Consider the following 17,067-nt stretch of genomic DNA (forward strand, 5'->3'; position numbering starts at 1 on the left):
AACTGGCCTTTTAACAAAAGCCAGGCTCAACGGGTGCCGAAACCGCGTATCGCTGACCTTGAGCGTTCCCGCGGTGCCGTGGTAAGGCTCCGAAAGCCGCATATGCGACTCTGCCCGCTTGAAAACTGGCAGGACGTCCTGCCATGCCCAACCAGTACAGCCCCCCGAAGACCAGTCGTCGTAGTCACTGGCGGTCCCGCGAATATAGACCATGGCATTAACCGAACTCCCGCCACCCAGAGTATGGCCTTGCGGAACAAACATCCTCCGGTTGCCAGCCGCGGGTTGGGGTTCGCTTTTGTAATTGATCATCCGCTCTGTTCCGTGAACGCGGATAAAAGTCGCGGGTATATGAATGTATATGCTGTTGTCCTTTGGACCACTCTCAATCAACAGAACGGTTTTTCCTGCTTTTACGAGGCGATTCGCAACCACGCATCCGGATGACCCACCGCCCACGACGATATAGTCATAAGTCTCCATACTACGTCTCTCCGTTTTTTAATCTTTCGGCAGTCGCCGCTTTCAATAGCGCATCAGGCGGTACGGCACTTCAAATCGTGGAATACTTCGGTTGGCAGCCTGCATCGCGGCTACCCAATTCTCGTTGATGCGATCGAGCGGCAACGTGTGCGTGATCAGATCGTCGATGTTGATCTTGTCTTCCATGTACCGGTCGACGATCTTCGGTACACGAAGTGGGTCATGCCGAACTTCTTCGTGAATTCGACGCGCTTCGGATTGGTACCCATGCCAATGAGCTAGATCAATGGCGCGGCGTCGGGGTTGCGAAACGTCCCAACGATCCTCCGCTCCGCGATTCGCCACTGGCCATCGTTCCCGCGTTTGTAAAGATCGAAGAAGTCAGCCACCATAAAAATGGGAACATGCTGAAGAGGTAGCGGTGCGTTGGCTGCGAACGATAGCCACACGCTGGTGGTTTGCGCCATATCCTCCGTGAGGGAAACGATGCGCAGTCCGCTCCACATATGACGTGAAGAGCGGGGCCCTAATGCCCGACGCTTCTCAAAGAACGTCCGGATTTCGCCCCGTCCCCGCAGTACCCGTTCACCACTCTGATAAAACGCATCCTCCTCGAATAGATGATCGAGATTTTCGAACGAAGCGTTGTCGAGACTCCAACTGAATTCGGCGTTGATGGTATCGATTGCGAGGCGAACTTCGAGGGTCGTTTGTGGTGACATGGGTTCTGTGCAGTCAGAGATGCGTGATCCCCTAATGCTGCACGTGGCCGGCTCCATTGTCTGTCCCATGAAAAATGGACAATGCGTCGCACATACCGATCATCGTGTCCATATCGAGGGGGACAGACGCTCTCTTGCAATGAACGAGATCATCGTCAGACTCGTTCCGGACTTCGTCCGTCCAATCGATATGGAGACTCAACCCGTGGTGACCTCAAGCACACCAGGCATGCTCGTATGCGTTTCACACTCGCCAATCATCATGATCCGGGCCAAAGCACCGGAGAAAGAAAACGAGATCCTCACGCTTTACAAACGTACGACCGAGCAGATCGCTCGTTTCGATCCGGAGCTTGTGCTGATCTTCGGCTCCGATCATTTCGCAGGCTTTCATTTCTCGTTGATGCCGCCCTATTGTGTCGGGCTGTCGGCCAACGCCGTAAGCGACGTGGGAGGGTTCGGTGGCGCGCTCAATGTGCCCCGCCCTCTCGCCCTGGACCTCGTCAAGCATCTGAGCGCGGACGGTTTTGATACCGCGGTTTCGCACGACATGACGGTAGATCATGCGTTTTCCCAGCCCCTGCACAGGTTGCTTGGCGCACTCGACAGGTATCCCGTCATCCCCGTCTTCCTGAACGCCATCGCAAGCCCGGTACTCCCCTTCGCGCGCGCAGAGAAACTGGGGACAGCAATTGGTAACTTCCTGCGAAAAACCGGCAAACGAACGCTCGTGATCGGGTCCGGCGGGCTATCTCACCATCCTGCGCGTTACTATCCGCTGCCAGGCACTGCGTCCCGGGAAGTCGAGGCCTATCAACTACGAGGCGCAACGGGCCATTCAATGACCGATGAGCAATGGTTTAGCCGGTTGCACGACATGCACGTGGAAGGCGCAGCGATGCTTGTCGACGGCCGGCGAACCGAGCGTGATATCCGTCTCAATGCCGGGTTCGATGCACAGTTCATGGAAATGATGCGAACCGGCGATCTGGCCGGATCGAGGCACTGGAACCCCGACGAACTCATCGAGAGCGCGGGTATCGGGGCAATGGAACTCAACGCGTGGGTCGCAGGAATGGGGGCCTATCAGGAACTGGATTCCAGGCCGGTCCGCGAAGCGCTGTACGTGCCAACGCTCGAATATGGCATCGGGTACGGAATGGTGGTTGCGGGTGGCTTGTGACGACGACACGTTTGTCGCGGTACCAACGCACCACTAGATCCCAATCATGACAGGCCGCTTGCCCCCTTCGATCCAGCCCGCACATCCTCCGAGCAAAAGGCCGTCCTTGACGAGATTCCGTCCGGTCCTCATGGAAATCTGGATGGCCCCTTTCCCGGCTGGATTCATGGTCCCGAGCTCGCTCAGCATGCTCAGCGAGCGGGAATACAGGCGGAGCATGCCGACGCCATTCGCGATGGTCGGCGCCCGGCATTCGCCAATTCCGACGAAACTCTGGTCCATGATTTCAAGGACAAGGCAGTCATAACCTGCCATTTCCTGAATAGAGCGGCCCCTGCAGGCCGTCACGGCGACTCGCCGGTCAATCAGGCAGTCTCCCGGCGACTGCCTCATAGTGGAAAGTGCCAATTCTCGCCGGTACTGGCACGCTTTAGAGTCAAAAATAAAACTTCAAAGACAGAGTATTTTCGGCCGATACAGGACCGCGCTACGAAAGGGCAGAAATGCGTCTATGGAACATCCCCGACCAAACCAGCCGCCGAGTCGATGACCGGTCGCTGCTTCCGCTCATCGATGCCATTGGCGTGGAGAGCGCGTCAGCGTTGTCGAGTGCCGTTCTGAACAGTCTCAAAGACCAGATCAAAGCGGGTCATTGCTCGATTTTCCATTATCAGGCTATCGGCAAGGTCCGCCTTGTGTCGGGTGCGGACCGCTTTTCCCAATCGATAGCGATAGAGAACGCCAGGCCGTACATCGCGGGCGGAATCTTCCGGCTGGACACCAATCAGGACATCTTGGGCGACAAGGCCAACAACCGTCCGGCGGCATCCTTCATCCATCACCAGACGGTCTCGGACCTGCGGGCACCCGCGCACCGTGAACTGTACTTCAACGCCGACCTGCTCGAACGCGTTTCGCTACTCCATTGCCTGCGCGACGGTAGCTGGGCAGCCATCAACCTCTATCGTCAACGCGGAGAGGGAGGGATTTCCGAACAAGAGTTCCGAGCGCTGGAAAACCTCGCGATACCGATTGCTCACTGCGTAGCCCGGCACATCGAGTTGAAAGGGGAACAACCGTCTGCGACTTCGATCGCACCGCTTCCCGAGTCCTCGCTCCTTCTGGAAATCCAGAATCGATTTCCCGATATTCCGCGCCGGGAGCGGGAAGTCATGTGTGCGCTACTGCGAGGGCTCACCGCCGATGGCATTGCCTGCCACTTGAATCTAGGCGTTGCCACCGTCGTGACCTATAAACAGCGCCTGTTCCGACGCCTGGGGATCAATACGCGGGCTCAGCTTTTTGCCCTCTTTTCCAGGTGTGCCTGACGATCCAGTTGGCTGGCGAGCTCAGGCACTCCCTCCCCGCTCCGGCCCCATTCGCCAGTAAAAACGAAGGGGCAACCCAGGCGGACTGCCCAGTGTTCAAAGCTGCACGGATGCGACGCTGACTACCATCCCATCCAGGTCAGGAGTCACGCGAACCTGACAACCCAGCCGGCTCTGCGGTGTGGCCGGCATGGCCGTGCATGTCAACAATTCCTGCTCCATGCTGGCGGGCGCCGGCAGTCGGTCGCTCCATTCCGGCGCGACAATGACATGGCAAGTCGCACAGGCACAGCACCCTCCGCATTCCGCGATGATTCCTGGCACGCCGTTCTGGACCGCCGCCTCCATCAACGTCCAGCCCGCCGGCACCTGCAATGCATGCTCTGCCCCGGCCGGGTCGACGAATATGATCGTGGGACTGGTCATGCGACCTCCCGATCCGCAAGCTGTTTCAGGACACGGCGGGCAGCAACCCCTGCCTGATCGCTCTTCAGATTGATCTCCGCTTCGCCCGCATCGGGTTCAATCGCATGCATGCGACGGATCTGCTCGAGTGCGAAAACGTCTTCATGAAAGGCATGGAGTGCGGATTTCTCCATATATTGAGTCACTTCCGCGTCGTCGAGTGCAAAGTCCCGCGCGAACGTAAACCAGTAGTGAGTGGTATTCTGGGTTTCCGGCGTAAGAAAGTGCGAGATATACACCGTGAACGCGTCACGTCCGACCGTTTCGGAGCGGTTGCGCAAAACGGCGGATGCATGGTGCAGCGCAGGCGTCAGAAAATCGGAAATCGTATGGCGCGACATCTTGCCCGGAATCCCGGTTTTAACATACATCGGAGGAACATCGCACTCCTCAACATATCGGGTAATCCGCACCTGACGCTCTGAAACCTCCACTTCGAATGGCGAACCCGCAAACTCGGGCGTACCCAGTGTCGTGGGATGAAGGTAAGTGAAGTGAGTCAGATCGAGCAGGTTCTCGTGCAGCCCGACATAGTTGGCTTTCAGTTCAACATAGGCCTGCGCATACGCCCAGTCAGGACTCGAAAGCCAGCGGGTATCCGGAATCAGGTTTTCATCCGCCTCTTCCTGGGCACCGGTCCAGATCCACACGAACGGGCCCCTTTCCACCACCGGATAGTGACGGATGCAGGCATTGGCCGACACGACATTCTGTGACGGGATATCAACGCATTCGCCCGCAGCATTGAAAGCCATTCCATGGTATCCGCATCGGACCGTGTCGCCCTCGAGCACACCATTCGAGAGGGGAAAAGACCGATGCGGGCAACGGTTCTGCAAGGCGACCGGCTGACCATTCTCGCGTCGATAAAAAACCACGCTCTTTCCGAGCAGGGTCCGTTCCTTCAGGGTGCGGTTAAATTCGCTGGCACAACCGGCAACGTACCAGCAGTTATGGATCAGTGGCGTATGCTCATTGGCCAGTTGCGTGCGCACGCGCGTAACACCAGCCGTAACGCGCGGAGAAGCTTGAATTGCTGTGGTCATGGATCTGCCTCTTTTGAGGAATATTGATTCTTCAATTACCGGCTGCTCGTCAACCCAGAGCGGTTAAGTCGTCCGGCATGCGATAGAAAATGAATCGGATCTAGCGTCGCCCACCCTCTGCCGCGTAAACACCATCGGCTCCCAGCCGGCTCGTCGCGCCCGCAAGCGCGAGACCGAGTGGAACAGACGGGTCCGCAAGCTTCAAGGGATCAACTACGCCCTCCGGCCCGACCTCATCCAGATAGCGCCGCAGGGCCATAAAGTCCGCCGGACGGTTCAGTGCGGCGCCCGAGACAAGTTTTCCTCTATCGAGGTAAAACTCCACGAAGGCAGGCGCAGATGAAGCGCCTCTCGCGCCGAAATCCCGTAGTACCGTTTCGTCATAATGTGCGGCGAGTCCGGCAATCTGAACTTTCGAGTCGAACTGTTCGGACCAGAACCACGGTACAGCTAGAGGTAAGAGCGGCTGTCCAGCGAGAAACGCCGCAATCGCCCGCGCCTGGGCGACTGCATTCGAAACCGATTCGAGCCGAACACGGCGACCGAGATGCGGTACCTCAACGCAGGTACAGTCCCCTGCCGCGAAGATCCGCGGGTCGGAAGTGCGGCCAACCCGGTCCACAACCACCGCACCGTGCTCGATTTCGAGCCCGGCTGTGCGGGCCAATCCAGCTTTCGGGTCGACACCGACACCGAGTACCACGACGTCTGCGGAAATGTTTTTCCCGTCCGCAAGTTGCACGCCTGCGACCGAATTGCCACCTGCATCGGATACAAAGCCCGTCACCTTCACGTCAGTGCGTATCGTCACGCCCCTCTCTCGATGCAAATCGGAAAGCACTTTGGCGACGTAGGGTGATGCAACGCGATCCAGCACGCGCGAGCCTGACTGGAGTACGGTGACGTTCATCCCTGCCCGGCGCGACGATGCGGCGACCTCCAGTCCGATGTAACCACCGCCTATCACGACCATGGTCCTGCCGGCGTGCAGATGGGACGCAAGTAGCCGGGCATCGTCAAGTGAGCGGAGCGTCAGGATGCCGTCGAGCGTGCTACCAGGAAGATCGAGACGACGAGCAACCGCACCGGTCGCGAGCACAAGGTAGTCGTATGGGAGCGCGCTGCTATCATCCAGCGTCACCAATGCTCGATGTCGATCAACATCCGTCGCCTTCACGCCGCGCAACACTGTCACACCGGCGTCGCGATAGAACGCTGCGTCTTTGAATAACAACCGCTCGCACTCGAAACCCGGTTCGAAAAATGTCTTCGACAGCGGCGGTCGCTGATAGGGCAGATGCTTTTCACCGGCAACCAGCGTAACGTGAAAATGCGTCAACACCGGCCGAAGCGACGTAACAAGCTGGGCGGCAGCTTGTCCACCACCGACGATCACGAGCCTCTGACGGCCAGAAGAATCGCTTTGTTGCATGATGCATTTCATCAGTTCGTTGTTTTCGTATCCGGATCGATCGTACTCAACGTCGTTCAACTGGATTGCTCAACGTACCGATGCTGTCGATCGTCACTTCAATGGGTCCGCCAAGCCGAGTGAGGTCAACGTTTTGCACCGCCCGACCACCCACGTCCGATTTTTTGAGAGCGGTGCCGAGCGCAATCAAATCGCCGGCCTCCAGACGCATGTATTGCGACAGAAAAGCGATCACGTCGGCGGCCTTATACGTAAGATTCGCCGTACTGTCCTCGGTCACCACACGTCCCTGGTGAATGCAGCGTACGGTCAGGGCATGCGGGTCAGGAATTTCGTCCCGCGTCACAATCCACGGCCCGATGGGACCAAACGTATCGGCGCCTTTGTAGCGCCCCGGGTAACTGACCCAGCTATCGACGTATTCGATCTGCGTCGGATCGCCTTGTCGCGGATGAATGGCCCGATAATGAAAGGTGTCCTCGCCGCGCAGCTTCGGTGCAGTCAGATCATTGATGATCGTGTAACCGAACACGTGTGAAAGAGCGTCATCCCGGGGAATATCGCTGCCGTCCCGCCCAATCACTACCACCAGTTCGGGCTCCGGGTGCACGCGGCCGAAATCCTCGCGAAGCCGTATCGGCTGACCATGCCCAATCAGCGAGGATGCGGGTTTGATGAACGTCGCCGGATGGGACGGTCCGCTTAAAATCCGATCCTTGTTCGCACTGTTGTTCAGCGCAACGCAGACTACCTTACCGGGACGAGGAACCGGGGGCAACCAATGCAGTTCGTCCACTGCCATCACGACGGCGCCATTGGCCTCATGGGTTAGCACCGCTCGCTCGTCCGGCCACCTGGCGATGATATCGAGCATATCGAACTGACGAGTATCTTGAAGCGCCCCTAGCACGGCTGCATGCGTGTCATCCACGGCAATGGCGACGCACTTCTTCCCTTGATATAGAACGGTTCCGAGTTTCACGGATTCATCTCCCTTGTTACGATTTCCTGAGCGTGAATGCTGAGGTCATCATAGGGAGCGTGTCGACTGGAGTATGTCCCTCTCGTTGGGGACATGGCACAGGCCACCCGAGGCCGATCTTGCGGAGAGGAATAACCCGCAATTCTTGGGGCCTCCAATCTATGGAGAACGGTCGAAACCATTTTTCCCTGGCAACAGGCAGCCACCGGAGGTTTGGGTAGAGCATCCAGGATATGCTGTCGGCAACCGGATCCGAAATATGTAGCCAGATGTGTAGCTGCCACCCGTTTCCGGGAGAGAAACTGCCGTGTAATCCTTACCAGACAAGGACCGGCACTCATAACAGAGAGCAGTACGACATCGTTCTGATGTAGAACTCATGTCGTCGGTCGTTTAGACCCGCGCCCGTCGCGCGTACGCCCCCGCCGCGCTGCCCTAACACCCCACGGAGTCCCGCAGTTTGAATCACCAGCGCGTCACCATCGAGCAAATCGACGAGTTCGACGAAATCATCGACGTGAGAACGCCGCTCGAATACGCCGAGGATCACGTCCCCGGCGCCATCAACGCACCCGTGATGAGCAACGAAGAGCGCGTAATCGTCGGCACGCTCTACAAAGCGTCGCCATTCGACGCCACGCGCGTGGGCGCGGCCATCGCCGCGCGCAACATCGCGCGTCACCTCGACACGATCTTCGCCGACCGACTGCGCAACTGGCGGCCGCTCATCTACTGCTGGCGCGGCGGCAAGCGTTCGGGCTCGATGACGGCCATGTTCAACATGATCGGCTGGCGCGCCCGTCAGCTCGAAGGCGGCTACAAGGCCTACCGCCATACCGTCATCGAAGCGCTCGGCACGCTGCCGGGCAGGTTCCGCTACATCGTGCTCGCGGGGCCCACGGGCAGCGGCAAGACGCGCCTGCTACAGGCGCTCGGCGCGGCCGGCGCGCAAACGCTCGATCTGGAAGGGCTCGCGGCACATCGCGGCTCGCTGCTCGGCGCCCTGCCCGAGCGGGCGCAACCCTCGCAAAAGGCGTTCGATACGGCGCTCGTGCAAACGCTGCGCACGTTCGACTCCACGCGGCCCGTGTTCGTGGAGGCGGAAAGCCGGCGCATCGGCACGATCACGCTGCCGGACGCGTTCATCGCCGGCATCCATGCGGCACCGTGTGTCGTGGTGGACGTGACGCGCGAGGAACGATGCGTACTCCTTCTGAACGAGTACGGCCATTTGCTGGACGAACCCGGCTATTTCCGCGAGCAGTTGCTCAAGCTCGTGCCGCTCCACGGACGCGAAAGGATCGAGTCATGGTGCGGGTTGCTCGACGCGGGACAGCGCGAGACGCTCACCGAAACGCTCGTCGTCGAGCACTACGACCCCGCCTATACGCGCAGCAGCCGGCGTAACTTCGAGAAGCTGGAAAAGGCGCCGCGCTTTGCATTCCACCCGCTGCGCGACGACATCGTCGCGCAGGCGAAAGCGCTGCTCGAAGAACTGGGCAACGCGTAGGCACATCGGGCCGGCGCGAAGCGCATGGCGGGGAAACGACGGATCGGCTTGTGGCTCAACAGCGCGTTACCGTCCCGTAGCCGCGGCTGCACTGCCGCCAGCCTGAGAAGTGCCGCCGGCAACGCCACCGTAACCGCTGTTGCCGTTCAGCGCCGCCACGCGCGCTTCGGCCGCCTGGATGTTCTCGGGATAGTGGACGTTGTCGCCGTGGCCAACACGGTAACCCACCTGTGCGAGTTGCACGATTTCGGCATGGAGCTGCTCGCGCGTGACGGACGAATCAGCGGGCGAATTCGACTGCGCGAACGAAACGGCGGGAACCACGAGGGCGGCGGCAACGGCAACGGCAACGGCTTGAATCAGGGACTTCACGGTATTACCTCCATTCGACTGGTGCGGCCGCGATGCGACGGGTATGTGCATGCGATCGATGTACGCAGTCTAGGAGGATCGACTCCAAGGGTTAACCCCTATCCGCCTAAAATACCGTTCCAATTCCCCGAAGAATCGCCGCGCTTCACTGGCGACAGGCTGCCGCCAGCCTGGCAGCCGGTGTGCGGACCCATCGTTGCCAGCACAACCGTCACCATCAGCGGCGAGGCTCGCCGCGCTCCGTCAACGAGGCGGTGTGCTGCAATTGCGCAGGCAGGTTCGGCTCCCAAGCTTCGAGGTCCTCGGTGGGATAAAGGCCGAACGCATAGAGAACCCGCTTGAGACGGCTGACGAAGCCGGGGCGCGGCACGTTCGGGAGTGCCGCCGCGGCGGAACTCGCCGTGCGGCTCAGATAGTTGCGCTTGAAATCGCGCTGCGAGACACCCCACTTCATCAGGAATTCGCGCCCGCCGCGGTTGCGGCGAATGCGACCCGTCGTGCGGGTTCCGAAATGGTAGATGCGGCTCGCGCCGACCGAGCGGAATACCCGGCAACCGACCAGCCAAAGCTTCATCAGGAAGTCGTCGTCGCTGCTCATGCCGGGCCCGAACTCGATGCTGTACCCGCCCACGCGCAGCCACAACTCGCGGCTCACCAAGGTGGGCTGGAGCGCGATGCCGTCGCGGTCGGCCGTGTTCATCTTCGCCGCGAAGTCCAGCAGCCCCGCTTCGTTGAAATCGTCCGGACCGGCGCCGAAGTTGGCGACAGTCACGAGGCTGTTACCGGTATCGGTGGGCTCGATGATCTGCGATGCCAGATAAGCCGGCACCTGACCCAGCCCGCGCAGCGTTTCGACGAAGGCCGTGTCCCAGCCCGGCGTGCAGAACATGTCGTCGTTCATGAACAGGATCCACTCGCTCGTGGCGAGGCGCGCGACCTCGTTGACCGCAAGGCACACGCCGACGTTCCCGAGGCTCCTGGTGTGGCGAATGCCCTGCTCGCGGACCCAATCGAGGGTGCCGTCACTGCCGTCGTTGACGTGCACCAGGATTTCGTGCTCGAACGCGGAATGCCGCCGGATGCTGTCGACGCACAGCTTCAGATACGGCAGGTTGTTCCAGGTCGGGATCAGGATGCTGAACATGGCGTTTTGAATTATGTAGGGTCCGACAGGATATCCATGCGATCGACTATCGCCGCCAGAACGGCCAGCATGCCCGCATAGAAGGACACCGTGCTTTTCAGGTCGAAGGTCTCCACCGTCAGGCCGAAAACAAAGAACATGACGACGAACGAGAGTCCCATCAGCGCCGTGCGGCGCGCCGTGGCCGACGCCGACTTGAGCCGGCTCGCGAAAAAGACGGCGGGCACGATGTAGATGGCGAGCAGCGCGATACCGCCCACCGCGCCGTAATTGACCAGATAGGCCAGCAGTTGGTTGTGCGTTTCGCCCTCGCCGAACTGGGCCGCGAGAGGCGTCAGCGCGCCCTGCCGGGCGAGCGAGTTCATGGCGTCGCGAAAGCCGTCGCCGCCGAGGCCCAGCACCGGATGCTGGCGGATCAGCTCGCACGCCGCATCGTACAGCTGAAGGCGCACGCCGACCGACGTGTCACGGTTGCCGTGCGTGTACTGCGTCAGGTCGGACGATATCATGTCGATGCGGTCGCGCACCGTTCCCGAGCTACCGTAGACGAGTGCCAGCAGCGCGGCAATGGCAACCGGCATCAGCACTTTCCAGTGAACCGACTTGCCGCGGCCGCGCTCCCACAGGATCAGCACGGCCACGATGGGAATCGCGAGCCAACCGCCGCGTGCGCCGGAAACCAGCGAGGCCGCAAGGCCCGCAAAAAGCCCGGCGATCTTGAGCACGCGCACGAACGCCTTGTCCTTGCGCCACCAGTTCAGCGCCACCGCCGACAGCACGCCGAGCGCGAGCGAGAGATCCCCGAAATGAATCGGATTGAGGAACGCGCTGCCGACCCGCCCGTCGCCCCAGTCGCGCGGCATGACGAGCGTAATGGCCAGCGCCGCCAGGGCGCCGAGCGTGAAAGAGAGATCCGCCCACGAGAGCACCGGTTGCGGCGCGCGGCGCAGCACTAGAAAAACCAGAATGGTCAGCAAAAAGCGGGATGGCGAATCCCAGGTCCGGATTAGCGGATGCCCGTGCGACAGCGTGCTAAGCGCCACGGCCGCAAGCGGCACGATCAGCGCGATGCAGGTCGCCAGCCCGAGGCCTTCGGGACGTGCGTAACCATAAGGCGTGCCGGCGGGCCGCAGGAACAGCGCCGCCATAGAAAGGACCGCCACGCCGATCGTCATGGCGCTCGCACCGCCATGCACCAGCATGGCCAAAGCCGGATAAGTCAGCAGGAGAAACGCAGTCAGCCAGTCGCCGGGCACCGTGCTGCGTTGGGAGTCATTCGTAACAGGTGTCGGCATTGCGCACTGCGATTATCGGTAATAGTGATGCCTCACGCCGCAAACTGTATGCGTGGGAAGCCGGATGAGGAACCCGTTATTGTACCCATAGTGCACCCGCACCTTCATCTTCGCCCAGTTCGCAACGCCTGCCGGCGCGCACCCAAAGCGCCCCGTGCCCGTGCCGCAGCCGCCACCATGTTAGACTACACGGCTTCCTGTGGATAACAACAAGGCCCCGTGTTGCAGCCGTCCCGTCCGAACACTTCATGGTTTTCGCCGGCCCGCTGGCTGGACGACGCCGTGGCCCGTTCCACCGTCATTCCCTATGCGGGCGTGCCACACGAACCGGACGTGTTTCTCAGCCGCAACAGCCGGTTCAAGATTGCGAAAAAATACCTGCACAAGCAACTGCTGCTGAAGGCGCATCGCCAATTGCAGCTCGAGCGCCCGCATCTCGACCGCTCGCAGCGCGTGCTATGGATTTACGCCAAGCGCAACTTCGGCGACGCAACCATGGACCTGGCCGGCCGCGCGCTGCTCAAGGACAGCGGGATTCGTCTGGATCTTCTCGCGCTGCCGTCGCACGTGCCGCTCTTCAGGGAAGACGACCTGTTCGGGCACGTCTATGGCGACCCGCTCGAAGTCGATGCGAGCCGCTACGACGCCGTCCTGCTATCCGAGTACAATCTGCCGTCGATCCGCCTGAAGACGCAGTACTTCGGCAAGCTGCCCTACGCCTGCCTGTACCAGCACTTCAACGGTCCCGATCGCAATCAGACCCGCTTCAGCTATGCGAGCGTCAACGACGTGTTCTCGCTCGGCCACAGCGTGGAGACGCTGGCCGCGATCAGCAAACCCTACCTCGCATGCAGCGACGCGACGCGCGAATCGGTCCGCAGCCTGCTGCCCGCGCAGCCCTTCATCGCGCTCGCCGCAGGCGGTGTGGACCCTGACCGTACTTATCACCGCTGGCCGGAATTCGTCGCTTTGCTGAGCCGCTGCGACGACGCGCGCGCACCGAAAACCATCGTCGTGCTCGGCTCGGACAACGGCACGGAAATCGCGCAGCAACTCTGCGCCGCCGCCCCCGGCAACCTGCGGATCCAGACGCTCACCGGCAAGTTGGCGTTCCTGCAGGCGCGCGAGGTCGTTGCGCACGCAGCCCTTTTTATCGGCGCCGACGGCGGCCTGATGCATGTCGCCCACAGCACGGCCACGCCCAGCGTTTCGCTGTTCTCGCATCGCGAGCCGCCTTATCTCCGTCTGACCGACGCGTGTCACTCCGTCGGTCTGCAGGGCGGCGGCAACGTCGACACGATCGCGCCCTCCCAGATCATGGACGCGACGCTCCGGCAACTGGCCGCTCACGGCCCTCAGGCCGCGCTCTGCTGATACTGGATCTTGTGCAGGTGCGCGTATAGCCCGTCGTGCTCGAGCAACTCCTGGTGCGTGCCGGATTCGACGATATGCCCGCTATCCATCACGAGGATGCGGTCCGCGCGTTCGATCGTCGAGAGGCGGTGCGCGATCACGAGCGTCGTGCGCCCGCGCATGAGCGTCTCCAGCGCCGCCTGCACGTGGCGCTCCGACTCCGAATCGAGAGCCGACGTCGCCTCGTCGAGGATCAGGATCGGCGCGTCCTTGTAGATCGCGCGGGCGATTGCGAGGCGCTGGCGCTGGCCGCCCGAGAATTTCATGCCGTTGTCGCCGATCAGCGTATCCATGCCGTCGGGTAGCGCCGAAACCGTCTCCCAGAGGTTCGCGGCCTGCAGCGCGCGCTTCACGCGCTCGCGGTCCGCCGTTTCGCCATAGGCTACGTTGCTGGCGACCGTATCGTTGAACAGCACCACGTCCTGGCTCACCATCGCGATCTGCCGGCGCAGCGCATGGATGTCGTACTCGGGGAGCGGCACGCCGTCGACCAACACGCTGCCGCCGGTCGGATCGAAAAAGCGCGGCAGCAGATTCACGAGCGTCGTCTTGCCGCTGCCCGAGGGGCCGGCCAGCGCCACCATCTCGCCGGGCCTGACGCGAAACGATACGTGGTCGAGCGTCGCGCGATGGCTTGAACCGTAGGCGAACGAAACGTCGCGGAACTCCACCTCGCCGCGCGCCCGTTCGAGCGGCAGGCCGCCGCCGGGCGGCTCCGGCGGCTCGTCGATCAGCCCGAAGATCAGTTCCGCCGCGGTCATCCCGCGCTGCAGCGGCTGGTTCACGTCGATCAGGTGCTTGAGCGGCGAGATCACGAGCAGCATCGACGTGACGAACGCGACAAAGCCGCCCACCGTCGTCTGGTCGTTCGCCGCCTGCACGACCGCAATGCTGACGACGAGCGCGAGCGCGATCGACGCGAGGAACTGGGTGAGCGGCTGCGCGAGCCCGCCCGAGACCGTCATGCGCATCTGGTACCCGCGCAGGCGCTTGCTCAACGCGCCGAAGCGGTCTTTTTCGTACTGCTCGCCGTTGTGAACCTTGACGACCTTGTACCCGCCCACCGTCTCCTCGACGATGTACGACAGCTCGTTCGTGAACGTCTGATGCTCGCGGTTCAGGCGTCGCAGACGCCGGTTGATCTTGCTCACGAGCCAGCCGATGCCGGGCAGCAGCACCGCGACGATCAGCGTGAGCCGCCAGTTCAGATAGAACAGGTAGCCGAGCAGGAACACCACCGTGAGCGAATCGCGCACGATCGTGACCAGCACGCCGAGCAGCACACCAAGAATCTGGTTGACCTCGAACACGATCGCGTTGATCACCGTGCTCGCCGTTTCGCGCTGAAAGAAGCCGACGCTGGCATGGATCATCCGCTCGAACATCCTGAGCCGCAGCGAGAGCAGCACGCGGTTCGAGACGTACTGCAGCAGATAGCCGGACGCATATTGCGCGAGGCCGCGCACGAGCGAGAGGCCGACGATCGCCGCGGGCACGATCCATTTCGCCCTGGAAGCGCCGTGCGTGCCGAAGCCGTCGTCGAGCAGCGGCTTCAGCAGGGCCGGAATGCCGGCCTCCGTGGCCGCCACGACGGCCATCGCCAGGATACCCGCGAGAAGCACCCAGGCGAGGGGCTTCACGTACGGCCATAGCCGGCGGCCGATCAGTAGCGGCGACGACTTCGTGCCGGAACCGATCGGCTTGCTCAAGGTTGACTTCTCGCTCAAAATGCCCTCGAAAAATGCGGATGAAGCTGTCCGCCGGCACGCGCACGCTGGGCGGACAAACAGGTACGCCATTGTAAACGCTCGGCCGGACCGGCGATGCATCGGTTCTGCCCGGCGCGCTGCGCGTGCCGGCGACGTTTTTGGATATACTCCCTTGCTCGGCTTCGGCGCGAAGCAAGCGGAACGAAAGGCGCGCCGCCAGATCCTCCCCCCTTCACCCCGCCCGGGCCGATCCGTAGCCGGTTTCCGGCGATATCCGCCCCCTTCTTCGAGCCGCCGCGACCCAGCACCGATGAGTGACAGCGTCAAATTCAGCGCCAAAATCGATGCGATCAGCGTCATCGTCATCGTTAAAAACGAAGCCCATGATATTCGGGACTGCCTTGCGTCGGTTCACGGCTGGGTCGACGAAATCGTCGTGCTCGACTCGGGCAGCACCGACGGCACCCAGGCAATCTGCCGCGAGTTCGGCGCCACCGTCGTCGAAACCGACTGGCCCGGCTTCGGACTGCAAAAGCAGCGCGCCCTCGAAGCGGCCCGCGGCCCCTGGATCCTGTCGCTCGACGCCGACGAACGCATTCCCCCCGCACTGCGCGACGAAATTCTCGCGAGCGTGAAAGCAAGCGCCGCCGACCTGTTCCGGCTGCCGCGCCGGTCCAACTACTGCGGCCAGTGGATACGCCACTCGGGCTGGTCGCCCGATTACGTCACGCGGCTCTTTCGCCGCGACGCGGCCCGTTTCTCGAACGATCTCGTCCACGAACGCGTGATCGCCGCGCCCGACACACGCCTCGGCACGCTCTCCGAGCCGCTGATGCACTACAGCTTCCGCGACTTTTCCGAAGTGCTCGGCAAGATCGACAGCTATTCGAGCTACGGCGCCACGCAGCGGGCCGCGCGCGGTCAACCTGGCAAACGCAGTGGCGGCGTCGGCCGCGCACTGCTGCACGGATTCTGGACCTTCGTGCGCACGTGGATCATCCAGCGCGGCTTCCTCGACGGCAAGATGGGGCTCGTGCTGGCGATTTCAAACGCCGAAGGCACGTACTACCGTTACCTCAAGCTGATGCTGCTCGAAACCGAGCCGCCCCGCGAAGGCGCGGATAAACCATGAACGAGCGGCACGACATGCTGGTTTCCGTGATCGTCAGCACCTATAACCGTCCGGATGCGCTCGAACGAGTGCTGGCCGGTTGCGCCGCGCAGAACGATACGAACTACGAAATCATCGTTGCCGACGACGGCTCGGGCGATCCGACGCGCGAAACGGTCGCGCGCTGTGCCGAGGCGTCTGCCGTGCGCATCGAGCACGTATGGCACCCGGACGACGGCTTCCGGCTCGCCGAGATCCGCAACAAGGGGATTGCGCAAGCGCGCGGCGACTACCTGATCTTTCTGGACGGCGACTGCGTTCCGCAACACGACTTCGTCGCGCGGCACCGGCAGCTCGCGAGCGAGGGCGCCATCGTCACCGGCAGCCGGATTCTGCTCGACGAAACGCTTACGCGCGAGGTGATCGACCGCAAGATGGCTTTGCCCGACCAGGGACTCGGCTTCTGGGCGCGGCAGCGCATGGGCGGTCACGTCAACAAGATTGCGCCGCTCCTCGTCAAACTGCCGGACCGCAAATGGCGTGTCGTCGAGCAGTTCAAGTGGCGCGGCATCAAGGGCTGCAACCTGAGCGCATGGCGCAGCGATCTGGAACGCGTGAACGGCTTCGACACCAGCTTCGTCGGCTGGGGGCACGAAGACGCCGATCTCGTGATCCGGCTCGCCAACTGCGGCGTGCACCGCAAGCTCGGCGCCTATGCCACCGAAATCTTCCACCTGTGGCACCGCGAGCAACCGCGCACGCAGGCCAGCCCCAACTACGAACGGGTCAAGGCACGTATTGCCGACGGCTCAGTGCGCGCTGAGCGGGGCCTTGCCGAACTGGCGCAATAAACGCCCCGTGGGCACCCCGTT

General features: G+C 61.8%; 16 protein-coding genes and 2 pseudogenes. 7 read left to right on the plus strand and 11 right to left on the minus strand.

The window, feature by feature from the left end; genetic code table 11:
* Positions 1–9: 9 nt before the first annotated feature.
* The 3 genes and pseudogenes from WJ542_RS15925 to WJ542_RS15935 all read right to left on the minus strand — a co-directional run.
* Positions 10–483: pseudogene (locus WJ542_RS15925) on the minus strand (GMC family oxidoreductase); the annotation flags it as partial.
* Positions 484–525: 42 nt separating this feature from the next.
* Complete coding sequence (locus tag WJ542_RS15930; protein WP_411190602.1) at positions 526–669, minus strand: hypothetical protein; 144 nt, start codon at positions 667–669, stop codon at positions 526–528.
* Positions 670–761: 92 nt separating this feature from the next.
* Positions 762–1,205, minus strand: a complete 444-nt coding sequence (locus tag WJ542_RS15935) for a nuclear transport factor 2 family protein (protein ID WP_411190156.1) — start codon at positions 1,203–1,205, stop codon at positions 762–764.
* A 139-nt stretch (positions 1,206–1,344) separates the two neighbouring features.
* Here WJ542_RS15935 and WJ542_RS15940 point away from each other — a divergent pair, with 139 nt between their 5' ends.
* From WJ542_RS15940 to WJ542_RS15950, 3 genes and pseudogenes are all read left to right on the plus strand, one after another.
* Complete coding sequence (locus WJ542_RS15940) at positions 1,345–2,388, plus strand: DODA-type extradiol aromatic ring-opening family dioxygenase (RefSeq protein ID WP_411190158.1); 1,044 nt, start codon at positions 1,345–1,347, stop codon at positions 2,386–2,388.
* 57 nt (positions 2,389–2,445) lie between these two features.
* A pseudogene (locus WJ542_RS15945) lies at positions 2,446–2,676 on the plus strand (carboxymuconolactone decarboxylase family protein); the annotation flags it as partial.
* A gap of 215 nt (positions 2,677–2,891) precedes the next feature.
* Positions 2,892–3,716 (plus strand): helix-turn-helix transcriptional regulator, encoded by an 825-nt coding sequence (locus tag WJ542_RS15950; RefSeq protein WP_411190160.1) that lies wholly within the window; start codon positions 2,892–2,894, stop codon positions 3,714–3,716.
* A gap of 96 nt (positions 3,717–3,812) precedes the next feature.
* Here the strand turns inward: WJ542_RS15950 and WJ542_RS15955 are convergent, their stop codons facing one another.
* The 4 genes from WJ542_RS15955 to WJ542_RS15970 form a co-directional block, all read right to left on the minus strand.
* Entirely contained in the window at positions 3,813–4,142 is a 330-nt protein-coding gene (locus WJ542_RS15955) for a 2Fe-2S iron-sulfur cluster-binding protein (RefSeq protein ID WP_411190162.1), read from the minus strand.
* A complete protein-coding gene (locus WJ542_RS15960; protein WP_411190164.1) occupies positions 4,139–5,227 on the minus strand; it encodes a Rieske 2Fe-2S domain-containing protein in 1,089 nt (362 codons plus the stop codon). The genes WJ542_RS15955 and WJ542_RS15960 overlap by 4 nt, the downstream gene beginning before the upstream one ends.
* 100 nt (positions 5,228–5,327) lie before the next feature.
* The gene (locus WJ542_RS15965) at positions 5,328–6,719 is read right to left on the minus strand and encodes an NAD(P)/FAD-dependent oxidoreductase (RefSeq protein ID WP_411190165.1); all 1,392 of its coding nucleotides are present in this window, start codon (positions 6,717–6,719) and stop codon (positions 5,328–5,330) included.
* Positions 6,706–7,641, minus strand: a complete 936-nt coding sequence (locus WJ542_RS15970; protein WP_411190167.1) for a fumarylacetoacetate hydrolase family protein — start codon at positions 7,639–7,641, stop codon at positions 6,706–6,708. The genes WJ542_RS15965 and WJ542_RS15970 overlap by 14 nt, the downstream gene beginning before the upstream one ends.
* 460 nt (positions 7,642–8,101) lie before the next feature.
* On the opposite strand from WJ542_RS15970, the gene mnmH reads away from it, so the two are divergent.
* Complete coding sequence (gene mnmH, locus WJ542_RS15975) at positions 8,102–9,151, plus strand: tRNA 2-selenouridine(34) synthase MnmH (protein WP_411190169.1); 1,050 nt, start codon at positions 8,102–8,104, stop codon at positions 9,149–9,151.
* Between the two features lie 66 nt (positions 9,152–9,217).
* Here the strand turns inward: mnmH and WJ542_RS15980 are convergent, their stop codons facing one another.
* From WJ542_RS15980 to WJ542_RS15990, 3 genes are all read right to left on the minus strand, one after another.
* Positions 9,218–9,523 carry a DUF4148 domain-containing protein gene (locus WJ542_RS15980; RefSeq protein ID WP_411190171.1) on the minus strand — a complete coding sequence of 102 codons (306 nt, stop codon included), beginning with the start codon at positions 9,521–9,523 and terminating at the stop codon, positions 9,218–9,220.
* 217 nt (positions 9,524–9,740) lie between these two features.
* On the minus strand, positions 9,741–10,667 hold the full coding sequence (locus WJ542_RS15985) for a glycosyltransferase family 2 protein (RefSeq protein WP_411190173.1): 927 nt from the start codon (positions 10,665–10,667) through the stop codon (positions 9,741–9,743).
* A gap of 11 nt (positions 10,668–10,678) precedes the next feature.
* Complete coding sequence (locus WJ542_RS15990) at positions 10,679–11,962, minus strand: O-antigen ligase family protein (protein WP_411190175.1); 1,284 nt, start codon at positions 11,960–11,962, stop codon at positions 10,679–10,681.
* 282 nt (positions 11,963–12,244) lie between these two features.
* Between WJ542_RS15990 and WJ542_RS15995 the strand changes: the two genes are divergently transcribed.
* Positions 12,245–13,336, plus strand: a complete 1,092-nt coding sequence (locus WJ542_RS15995) for a glycosyltransferase family 9 protein (RefSeq protein WP_411190177.1) — start codon at positions 12,245–12,247, stop codon at positions 13,334–13,336.
* Here WJ542_RS15995 and msbA read toward each other — a convergent pair.
* Positions 13,318–15,102 carry a lipid A export permease/ATP-binding protein MsbA gene (msbA, locus tag WJ542_RS16000; RefSeq protein ID WP_411190179.1) on the minus strand — a complete coding sequence of 595 codons (1,785 nt, stop codon included), beginning with the start codon at positions 15,100–15,102 and terminating at the stop codon, positions 13,318–13,320. The genes WJ542_RS15995 and msbA overlap by 19 nt on opposite strands.
* On the opposite strand from msbA, the gene WJ542_RS16005 reads away from it, so the two are divergent.
* Positions 15,059–16,216 (plus strand): glycosyltransferase family 2 protein, encoded by a 1,158-nt coding sequence (locus tag WJ542_RS16005; RefSeq protein ID WP_411190181.1) that lies wholly within the window; start codon positions 15,059–15,061, stop codon positions 16,214–16,216. The genes msbA and WJ542_RS16005 overlap by 44 nt on opposite strands.
* Positions 16,213–17,046 (plus strand): glycosyltransferase family 2 protein, encoded by an 834-nt coding sequence (locus WJ542_RS16010; RefSeq protein WP_411190183.1) that lies wholly within the window; start codon positions 16,213–16,215, stop codon positions 17,044–17,046. Before WJ542_RS16005 ends, WJ542_RS16010 begins: the two co-directional genes overlap by 4 nt.
* Positions 17,047–17,067: the final 21 nt, after the last annotated feature.

The organism is Paraburkholderia yinzeri, assembly GCF_046581065.1.
Classification (GTDB): domain Bacteria; phylum Pseudomonadota; class Gammaproteobacteria; order Burkholderiales; family Burkholderiaceae; genus Paraburkholderia.

Coding starts and splice junctions, on each gene's coding strand:
- WJ542_RS15930 (WP_411190602.1), bottom strand. CDS start 669: ATGGAAGACAAGATCAACATCGACGATCTGATCACGCACACGTTGCCG.
- WJ542_RS15935 (WP_411190156.1), bottom strand. CDS start 1,205: ATGTCACCACAAACGACCCTCGAAGTTCGCCTCGCAATCGATACCATC.
- WJ542_RS15940 (WP_411190158.1), top strand. CDS start 1,345: ATGAACGAGATCATCGTCAGACTCGTTCCGGACTTCGTCCGTCCAATC.
- WJ542_RS15950 (WP_411190160.1), top strand. CDS start 2,892: ATGCGTCTATGGAACATCCCCGACCAAACCAGCCGCCGAGTCGATGAC.
- WJ542_RS15955 (WP_411190162.1), bottom strand. CDS start 4,142: ATGACCAGTCCCACGATCATATTCGTCGACCCGGCCGGGGCAGAGCAT.
- WJ542_RS15960 (WP_411190164.1), bottom strand. CDS start 5,227: ATGACCACAGCAATTCAAGCTTCTCCGCGCGTTACGGCTGGTGTTACG.
- WJ542_RS15985 (WP_411190173.1), bottom strand. CDS start 10,667: ATGTTCAGCATCCTGATCCCGACCTGGAACAACCTGCCGTATCTGAAG.
- WJ542_RS15990 (WP_411190175.1), bottom strand. CDS start 11,962: ATGCCGACACCTGTTACGAATGACTCCCAACGCAGCACGGTGCCCGGC.
- WJ542_RS16010 (WP_411190183.1), top strand. CDS start 16,213: ATGAACGAGCGGCACGACATGCTGGTTTCCGTGATCGTCAGCACCTAT.